At 36.9% G+C, this 9021-nt stretch carries 3 protein-coding genes and 1 pseudogene; all 4 read left to right on the forward strand.

Going from position 1 to position 9021, the window contains the following annotated elements; translation table 11 throughout:
• Nucleotides 1–67: 67 nt before the first annotated feature.
• A pseudogene (locus P163_RS18785) lies at nucleotides 68–1335 on the forward strand (non-ribosomal peptide synthetase); the annotation flags it as partial.
• On the forward strand, nucleotides 1315–7812 hold the full coding sequence (locus P163_RS05120) for an amino acid adenylation domain-containing protein (protein WP_410503394.1): 6498 nt from the start codon (nucleotides 1315–1317) through the stop codon (nucleotides 7810–7812). The pseudogene P163_RS18785 and the gene P163_RS05120, both read left to right, overlap by 21 nt.
• A 38-nt stretch (nucleotides 7813–7850) precedes the next feature.
• Nucleotides 7851–8735 carry an AMP-binding protein gene (locus tag P163_RS17780; protein ID WP_051931153.1) on the forward strand — a complete coding sequence of 295 codons (885 nt, stop codon included), beginning with the start codon at nucleotides 7851–7853 and terminating at the stop codon, nucleotides 8733–8735.
• Nucleotides 8710–9021 (forward strand): AMP-binding protein (locus tag P163_RS18790; RefSeq protein ID WP_156100658.1); only part of this gene is annotated, 312 nt, incomplete at its 3' end. The genes P163_RS17780 and P163_RS18790, both read left to right, overlap by 26 nt.

A 9021-nucleotide genomic window follows, 5' to 3' on the forward strand; every position in this document is an offset into this window, starting at 1 on the left:
GTCTTAGTTATGAGGAGCTAATAGGCGCAGTAATCAATTAGCACATTATCTACAAGCACATTATACCATCGAGCCAGATGATTTGGTAGGGATTATGCTACCGCGAAGTTCTTGGATGATTGTGGGGATCCTGGGGATCTTAAAGAGTGGAGGGCTTATGTACCAATCGATCCTGATTACCCAGAGGATCGAATAGCTTATATGTTAGAGGATAGTAAGTGTAAAGTGCTTTTGGACGAAGAATTTCTAGATAAATTTAATAATAATAATAAGTCAGACTATTCGACAGATAATTTATCGATAAGTTTATTGCCTTCTAATTTGTTATATGTTATTTACACGAGTGGCTCTACAGGGAAACCTAAAGGGGTTATGATTGAGCATAGCGGAGTTATTAATCGAATAGATTGGATGTGGAAAACATTTAATTTTAAAGAAGGCGAAGTAGTTTTACAGAAGACCACATTTACATTCGATGTATCCGTTTGGGAGATTTTCTTGCCTTTATGTTGGGGAAATAGAATGATTATTTGTACAAAAGAAGAGACGTATTCTCCTATAGCCCTTATGTCTTTGATAGAAAAGCATGGTGTGAATTCTTTACATTTTGTACCTAGTATGTTTAATTCCTTTTTGTTGGAAGTTTTAGCTATAGAAGGCGCCAAAAAATCCTTACAAAGTGTCAAACGATTGATAGCAAGTGGAGAATCGTTATCAATAGAAAGTGTACGAAGTTGGTATGGGCATTTAAAGGCACCTATTTATAATCTTTATGGCCCAACAGAAGCATCTATAGATGTTACTTACCATAAAACGAGTATTACAGATGAAAAAATTTCAATCGGTGTTCCAATTTCCAACACAGAGATTTACATATTAAATAGGGAGGGCTTATTACAGCCAATAGGCGTTACAGGAGAGATTTCTATAGCAGGATCTGGCTTGGCCCGCGGTTATTTAAACAATGAATCACTTACTAAAGAGCGATTTGTATCAAATCCTTTTATAGAAGGCACTCGTATGTACAAGACGGGAGATTTGGGAATATGGAATAGTGATGGTACGATTACGTTTTTAGGGAGAGAGGATGCTCAGGTAAAGATCCGAGGGTATCGTATCGAATTAGGCGAGATCGAGAGTGTATTATTGGGGCATGCAGATATAGATGAGGCTGTAGTTTTGGCCAATGATAATGATGGAGTTAAGGAGTTGGTTGCATATTTTGTAAGCAGCTTGGATCATGACAGCGCATCACTGCGCAGTTATTTAAAGGGCTTTTTACCCGATTATATGCTACCAAGTTACTATGTATCGATGGAAGGTTTACCCTTAACACCTAATGGCAAGATAGATAGGCGCTCGTTACCCTCACCAGAGGGGTTAGAGATTAGTCATGGAGTAGAATATGTAGCCCCAGAGACAGATACAGAGAAGCAGTTAGTAGTTATATGGGAAGATATTTTAGGCAAAGAGAATATAGGTGTGAAGGATGATTTCTTTGAGTTAGGAGGTCATAGTTTAAAGGCTACACGTCTTTTATCGAAACTTCATAAGACCTTTGATGTAAAGTTAGCATTAAAGGATTTGTTTGTTCACACAGTATTGGAGACTCAGGTATCTTTAATAGAGGAAGCTACAAAGTCTGCGTATGTATCCATCGAAAAGTTAGAAGCATCGTCAGATTATGCTATATCAGATTCACAGCGACGTTTATGGGTTTTGAGTCAATTTGAGGGCGGCTCTTCGGCATACAATATGCCTTCACGTATATTTTTAGATGGCAGTTATGATGTAGATTTATTTAAACGTGCTATTTATTCGGTAGTAGACCGTCATGAGATCTTACGTACTGTTTTTAAGGAGAACTCCCAAGGAGAGATTCGTCAGTGGATATTAGAACGAGATGCTTTAGGTTTTGAGATCGGTGAATTGGATCTACAAGGCGAAGCAGATATCGAGTCCTCGGTATTGAATTATCTGGATAACGACCGTATGGTGGAGTTTGATTTAGCCAAAGGTCCACTATTACGCGCTATATTACTACAGGTATCAGAAGACCGTTATGTTTTTTATTACAATATGCATCATATTATTAGTGATGGATGGAGTATGGATGTATTGTCAAGAGATGTATTTAAGTATTATGAGTTTTATAAGAGTGGAGGCGAATTAGACTTACCAGCGTTACGGATTCAATATAAGGATTATGCGAGTTGGCAATTGTCTCAATTGAGTACATCTATTTATCAGGGCCATCGAGATTATTGGACGGGCTTACTGGGAGGAGATCTTCCCGTTTTAGACTTACCAAGTTCAAAGGTACGTCCCGTGATACAGAGTCATCAAGGTCAATTACTTCGCACTTACATATCAAAGGAATCTACTCAGGGGTTAAAGCGATTTAGCCATCAAGAGGGAGGTACCTTGTTTATGGGCTTACTGTCTAGTTTGAAAGCATTGTTGTACCGTTATACGGGTCAAGAGGATTTGGTAGTAGGGACACCCGTTGCAGGGCGAGAGCATTCAGATTTAGAGGACCAGATAGGATTTTATATCAATACGTTAGCATTACGTAATGAAGTTCGTTCAGAGGATAGTTTTGAAGATTTATTTAGACGGGTTCGTCAAAGGACTTTAGATGCTTATGAGCATCAGGGATATCCTTTTGATCGTCTTGTTGAGGATTTAGAACTTCGTAGGGATACGAGTCGTAATGTGATTTATGATATTTCAGTTGTGCTTCAAAACTTCGAGGAAGAATCTACTGTTTTAGAACCTACAGAAGAAATGGTGAATACCGTCTATGATGATGGAATAAGTGTGAGTAAGAATGATGTAGAGTTTACCTTTGGGGAACAAGGGGATTATCTATATTTAAATGTTGGATACAACACAGATGTTTATGAGCAGGAGATGCTAGAAGGCTTTATAGTTCATTATAAAGAGTTTCTAGAGAAGTTACTTAGTAATCCAGAGGCCTTAATAGGGAGTATAGATTATTTGGCAGAAGAAGAGCGAGTGGAGTTACTAGATGTTTTTAATGCGACCGCGTTTGATTACCCGAGAGATAAGACCGTTGTAGAATTGTTTGAGGAGCAGGTAAGTAAAACCCCAGAGGCTATAGCCGTTGTTTATGAAGAGGAGCGTCTTAGTTATGAGGAGCTTAATAGGCGCAGTAATCAATTAGCACATTATCTACAAGCACATTATACCATCGAGCCAGATGATTTGGTAGGGATTATGCTACCGCGAAGTTCTTGGATGATTGTGGGGATCCTGGGGATCTTAAAGAGTGGAGGGGCTTATGTACCAATCGATCCTGATTACCCAGAGGATCGTAAGTCATATATAATATCAGAGACAAATTTAAAGGTGCTGATTATTAATTCAGAAAGTATGTTTGATGTTTTAGACTTAGAAACAAGCATACTAGCGATAGATATAGAACTTGAGAACTACAAAGGAGATTCTGAGAGTGGTATAAACCCACCGCATATTGCAAACTCAAAGGATTTGGCCTATGTTATTTACACGAGTGGCTCTACAGGGAAACCTAAAGGGGTTATGGTAGAGCATGAAAGTATTTTAAATACTATATTATCTCAGATTAACTATTTATCTTTGGAAGAGGGCAATCGAGGTCTACAATTTGCCTCTAGTTCTTTTGATGCATCAGTTTGGGAAGTTTTTCTTTTGCTTTTATCAGGAGGTTCATTGTATATTATTGACTCAGAAAAACGTCGAAACCCTGAAGAGATAGAAGACTTTATTAAGGATTGTTCTATTGATGTAGCGACAATTCCACCATCGTATTTGAGTCAATTAGATGTTTCAAGGCTTTCAGGATTGAGTAAATTAATTACAGCAGGAGAAGCTGCAAATTATAAAAAGGCTTCTGAATTTTTAACTTATGGAGGACTTTATTTTAATGCGTATGGTCCTACAGAATCAAGCATTTGTGCAACTATATTTAAAGTGTCAAGCATTTATGATGATTTGCCACTGAGTATTCCCATTGGCGCTCCAATTTCCAACACAGAGATTTACATATTAAATAGGGAGGGCTTATTACAGCCAGTAGGTGTAACGGGAGAGCTTTATATAGCAGGATCTGGCTTGGCTCGCGGTTATTTAAACAATGAGTTACTTACTAAAGAGCGATTTGTCTCAAATCCCTTTAAAGAAGGTACTCGTATGTACAAGACGGGAGATTTGGGCAGATGGAATAGTGATGGCACGATTACGTTTTTAGGGAGAGAGGATGCTCAGGTTAAGATCCGAGGGTATCGCATAGAGTTAGGCGAGATCGAGAGTGTATTATTGGGGCATGCAGATATAGATGAGGCTGTAGTTTTGGCCAATGATAATGATGGAGTTAAGGAGTTGGTTGCATATTTTGTAAGCAGCTTGGATCATGACAGCGCATCACTGCGCAGTTATTTAAAGGGCTTTTTACCCGATTATATGCTACCAAGTTACTATGTAGCGATGGAAGGTTTACCCTTAACACCTAATGGCAAGATAGACAGGCGCTCGTTACCCTCACCAGAGGGGTTAGAGATTAGTCATGGGGTTGAGTATGTAGCCCCACGAAATGATATAGAGCATAGTTTGGTAAAAGTTTGGGAAGAAGTTCTCAAGCGAGAAGGCATAGGAGTCAAAGATAATTTTTACAATTTAGGAGGAGATTCTATTAAATCGATTCAGGTTGTGTCTCGATTGAGACAATATGGATATAGTACTAAGGTAGAACATATTTTGCGGAACCCAGTTTTAGAAGATTTAGTTTCTTTTATCACTAAGAATGTCTTGGTTATAGATCAATCAGAGGTTTTAGGTCCTGTAGGTTTAACCCCTATTCAGCTTTCGTTTTTTGAGGATGCTACTATTGTAGCGAATCATCACTACAATCAATCTGTTTTATTGTTTAGGAAAGAGGGTATTGAATCTACTATTTTAGCGTCTATTTTTTCATATTTAGCGGCACATCATGATGCGCTTCGTATGGTTTATAGTGATACAGCAGGATCTTGGGTTCAGCAAAACTTAGGTATTTCAGATTCATCGTTATATGATTTATATGAGTATGATATTTCTTCAGAATTTACAGAAGAACAGATAAAGGCTCAGGTAGATGTACTTCAGTCGAGTATAGATTTATCTACAGGTCCTTTGATTAAGCTTGGATTGTTTCATTGTGAAGATGGAGATCGTCTACTTATAGTGATTCATCATTTAGTAATAGATGGTGTTTCTTGGCGTATATTATTGGAAGATTTTTCAACTTTATACGAACAGTCTTTAGAGGGGTCTTTATTTAGTTTACCTATGAAGACAGATTCTTATCAAGGCTGGTCATCGAGTTTATTAGCATATGGGAATAGCAGGAAGTTATCTAAGGAACGTTCTTATTGGGAACTCCAGATCATTTCATTTGAGTTTGATTTTCCTAATGATGTTATTGAAGAAGGCTCTTATGAGATAGGATCTATAGGTAGTGTTTCCTTTGGATTAAGTCAGCATATTACAGAGTTATTGCAAACCCGTGTTCATGATGTTTATAATACAGAGATCAATGATATTTTATTAACGGGATTGATATTGAGTATCGATGCAGTTTTAAAGACAGATCGTAGTGTTCTTTTAATGGAAGGTCATGGAAGAGAGGATACGGGTAATGAATTGGATTTTAGTCGGACTATAGGTTGGTTCACAAGTACGTATCCTTTTTTATTAGAATTGAAAGGAAGCGGAGATATTTTTAGTAGCCTAGTTTCAGTGAAGGACGATTTACGTCGTTTACCAGATAAAGGATTTGGGTATGGCGTATTAAAGTACTTTGGAGGCGGTTTTTCTTCTCGTGTTTCCCCATCGATTACTTTTAATTATTTAGGTGATTTTGGGTCTTCGGTATCGAGTATGAGTCGTTCAAAGGATAGTGTTGTTTTTGAATATGGATCAGGATATACAGGGAATGATAATTCGGAATTAAATTCAAATTCATCGACCCCTTTAGGTGTTTCTGGTATGATTGTAAAGAACGTATTACAGTTGAGTATTTCATATGATAGGTCTCAATATAAAGAGGGTACTATTAATGCTTTATCAGAGAGTTATCAAAATCATTTAGAATTGTTGATAGAAGGCTTGTCTAAAGAAGATCAGCATTATTTAACCTCTAGTGATTTAACTTTTAAAGGGCTTTCTTCTTTAGAGTTATCGGTTTTGAATAAAGAGGATGATCTTGAGGATGTTTACCGATTGTCACCTTTACAGGAAGGTATTTATTATCACTGGTTATCTGGGGGTATTAATTCATCTGTTTATTTTGAACAGATGTCATATCGATTGGAGGGAGAGCATTTAGATATAGAATCACTTCGATTGAGTTATGATCTTTTAGTTTCTCGTCATGCGATACTTCGCACGAGTTTTAGTAATGATTATGCGGGAGAGAGTTTGCAGATAGTACGGAAGTCTGTATCGAGTAATTTTGTGTATGAAAAGGCAGATGCGTTTAAGAGTAGAGAAGATCAGGAGTCTTATTTACAAGAGTACCGCAAGTTAGATCGAGATCGCGGGTTTGATTTGGGAGCAGGTTCTCAGATGCGTTTAACTATAGTTCAGTTAAGCCCGAGCTCTTATGAATTTATATGGAGTCATCATCATATTTTGATTGATGGTTGGTGTATGAGTATTTTGATCAATGATTTTTATAAGTTATTGTATGGAGTTCAGAACAAACGACCAGTTACTTTATCACCAGTATCATTATATTCAAGTTATATTAGTTGGTTGGAAGGATTAGATAAGGATTCTAGTTTGTCTTATTGGTCAAATTATTTATCAGGCTATGATAGTAAATCAAGTTTACCATTTGTAAATAATAGATTGGAAGGTGATTATTCACAGAAGAAGGAGCATTTATTGCTAGAAGGAGATTTATTGAGATCGATGCAGTTATTATGTCGAGAATTATCGATAACCGAGAATAGTTTTATCCAAGGAGTTTGGGGGTATTTATTATCGCGATATAACAATACACGCGATGTAGTTTTTGGAGCTGTAGTCTCTGGACGACCTGATGCTATACCAGGTATAGAGGATATGGTAGGATTATTTATCAATACGATCCCTGTTCGAATACAATACACAGAAGTAAGTACAGCTAAAGATTTACTAGAAGAGATACAACAAGGCTCGATCGCTAGTTTACCACATCATTATTTAAATTTATCGGAGGTTCAGTCTCAGAGTCCATTAGGAATGGACTTATTGGATCATATTATGGTTTTTGAGAATTATGCGGTCAAGGAGTTGGATGTTCTTCCTAGTGAGGAAGAAGACCATTCGTCTTTTGAGGATTCATCTGTTGTTTCAAGAGAGGTTTATGAGCAAACGAATTATAATTTTACAATTCTGGTAGTTCCTTTTAAAGATCAGCAGTTGCGAGTTGAGTTTGTATATGACCAAGGATGTTTTGAACAAGAGGAAATATTGCGAATGAAGGCTCATTTTATGAACGTATTGAGAAGCTTTGTGAGTGCTCCTGACAGTATATTAGATAGTATTGACTATTTAGATGATAAGGAGCGTGAAGAGTTGTTAGATGTATTTAATGCTACAGAAGTGGCTTATCCAAAGGGTAAGACGGTTGTAGATTTATTTGAGTCTCAGGTCTTAAAGAGACCAGAGGCCATAGCAGTAGTTTATGAAGATGAGCGTCTTAGTTATGGGGAGCTCAATAGACGTAGTAATCAATTGGGGCATTACTTAAAAGAGCGTTATAAGGTAAAAGTGGAGACTATATAGGAGTTATGTTGAATCGATCTATTAATAGCGTTGTAGCAATGTTATCTGTAATGAAACTCAATTGTTGTTATGTACCATTAGATACGGATTATCCATCAAGTCGTCTCACGTATATTTTAAAAGACTCTAATACTCATCTTCTTATAACAGAAACGAATTTAGTAGAGTCAGGATTAGATTTAGTAGTTAACACTATTTCAGTGAATATATCTTCTATAGATTTATCAGAATATTCGTCAATAGATTTAGATTTAAAAGAGGAAAGGATAGATGACGCGTTTGTTATTTATACCAGTGGTTCTACAGGTTTACCTAAGGGAGTTATTCAGACACATTTAATGTTAAGTAATTTAATTCAGTGGGATCTTAATAATTCAGGAATAGAGAGAGGCTTATGTCATTTACAGTATTCCTCATTTAGTTTTGATTCTTCGCTGCATGATATTTATTTTGCTTTGAGTGGAGGAGGAAAGGTTTGTATAGTTCATAAAGAAGCTTTATTAGATTATGACTTACTTAGTTCTTATATTTTAACCCATGAGATAGAGGTTTTGTCTTTTCCATTTGCAGGGTTGAATAATTTTTACAATGAACTAAATGTTAATAGTTTATTAGGACATCATATCAAACATATAGTATCGACAGGAGAACAATTATATGTTTCAGGGGCTTTGCAATCGTTTTTAAGCTCTAACCCTGAAGTAGAATTACATAATCATTATGGTCCATCGGAGACCCATGTAGCTACTAGTCATACTATGAGTTTTCAATCTGAAGATTTAGAGCATCGTTCTTCTATCGGCGTTCCAATTTCCAACACAGAGATTTACATATTAAATAGGGAGGGCTTATTACAGCCAGTAGGTGTAACGGGAGCTTTATATAGCAGGATCTGGCTTGGCTCGCGGTTATTTAAACAATGAGTTACTTACTAAAGAGCGATTTGTCTCAAATCCCTTTAAAGAAGGTACTCGTATGTACAAGACGGGAGATTTGGGCAGATGGAATAGTGATGGCACGATTACGTTTTTAGGGAGAGAGGATGCTCAGGTTAAGATCCGAGGGTATCGCATAGAGTTAGGCGAGATCGAGAGTGTATTATTGGGGCATGCAGATATAGATGAGGCTGTAGTTTTGGCCAATGATAATGATGGAGTTAAGGAGTTGGTTGCATATTTTGTAAGCAGCTTGGATCATGACAGCGCATCA

This window comes from Gillisia sp. Hel_I_29 (assembly GCF_000744275.1).
GTDB lineage: Bacteria > Bacteroidota > Bacteroidia > Flavobacteriales > Flavobacteriaceae > Gillisia.